Source organism: Dyadobacter sp. LHD-138 (genome assembly GCF_030929615.1).
Taxonomy (GTDB): domain Bacteria; phylum Bacteroidota; class Bacteroidia; order Cytophagales; family Spirosomataceae; genus Dyadobacter.
The window spans coordinates 1-830 of sequence record NZ_JAVFVU010000117.1 but is presented as its reverse complement, the minus strand read 5'-3'; the positions used below and the strand labels follow the sequence as shown (position 1 = coordinate 830).

The window sequence follows — 830 nt, the reverse complement described above, 5'->3', positions numbered from 1 at the left end:
GACGCTTCCTGGCTGGTTACGACCACGTATTATGATGCTGAGTACCGTCCGGTCCAATCGGTCAGACAGCTCAATGACCTGGGCGGTATGACAACCGAGCGGGTTTCAACCAAATACAAGTATGACCTGGCAGCCGTGGTGCAGCAACAGCAAACAGACCATGAGTCATCCGGTACAGTTAGCAACAGCCATCTTAAAAGTTTTTCATATGACCACGCGGACCGTTTGCTGAGTATCAAAGAGAAGCTTAAAATAGGCGCGCTGGAAAAAGAGGTAACGACCGTTGCCCACCGGTACAATGTACTCGGGCAACTCCAAAGCAAATGGCTCCATTCGGATGATGCGGCAAGGTTCCGCAGACGTACCGACTATGTCAACAACATCCGGGGATGGGTCACCGATGGGAAAACAGTTTATAAACAAATTGACGGGGGGCCAGAACTCCCATTCTTTAAGTATGGGCTTTCATACGCCAATGGCGGAAGCTACACCAACGGCAATATCAACCAAATGCAGTGGAGCGGTAAGGATGAAGCCAGTTTTACCAAAGGGCTTTCGTTCAGCTATGACGGCGTGGACCGATTGACGGAAAGTGCCGGGCTGTCCGCCTATGCGGATATTGAAAGCGGGATCACTTATTATAAAAACGGCAACATCAAAACCCTGTCTCGTGCCGGGGCCTCCGTTGATAACCTGACTTACACCTACGCCGGTAACCGCTTGTCTTCCATTAGCGATGCATCCGGCAACAACAGCGGCGTTAAAAGTGGCAGCAGCAGCTACGGTTATGATGGAAACGGCAACATGACCTCGGATGGCAACCGCGGTGC

The 830-nt window shown here is 51.4% G+C and carries 1 pseudogene; it reads left to right on the top strand.

The features are described 5' to 3' along the window. Nucleotides 1–830 (top strand): annotated as a pseudogene (locus tag RB622_RS30175) (hypothetical protein); the annotation flags it as partial.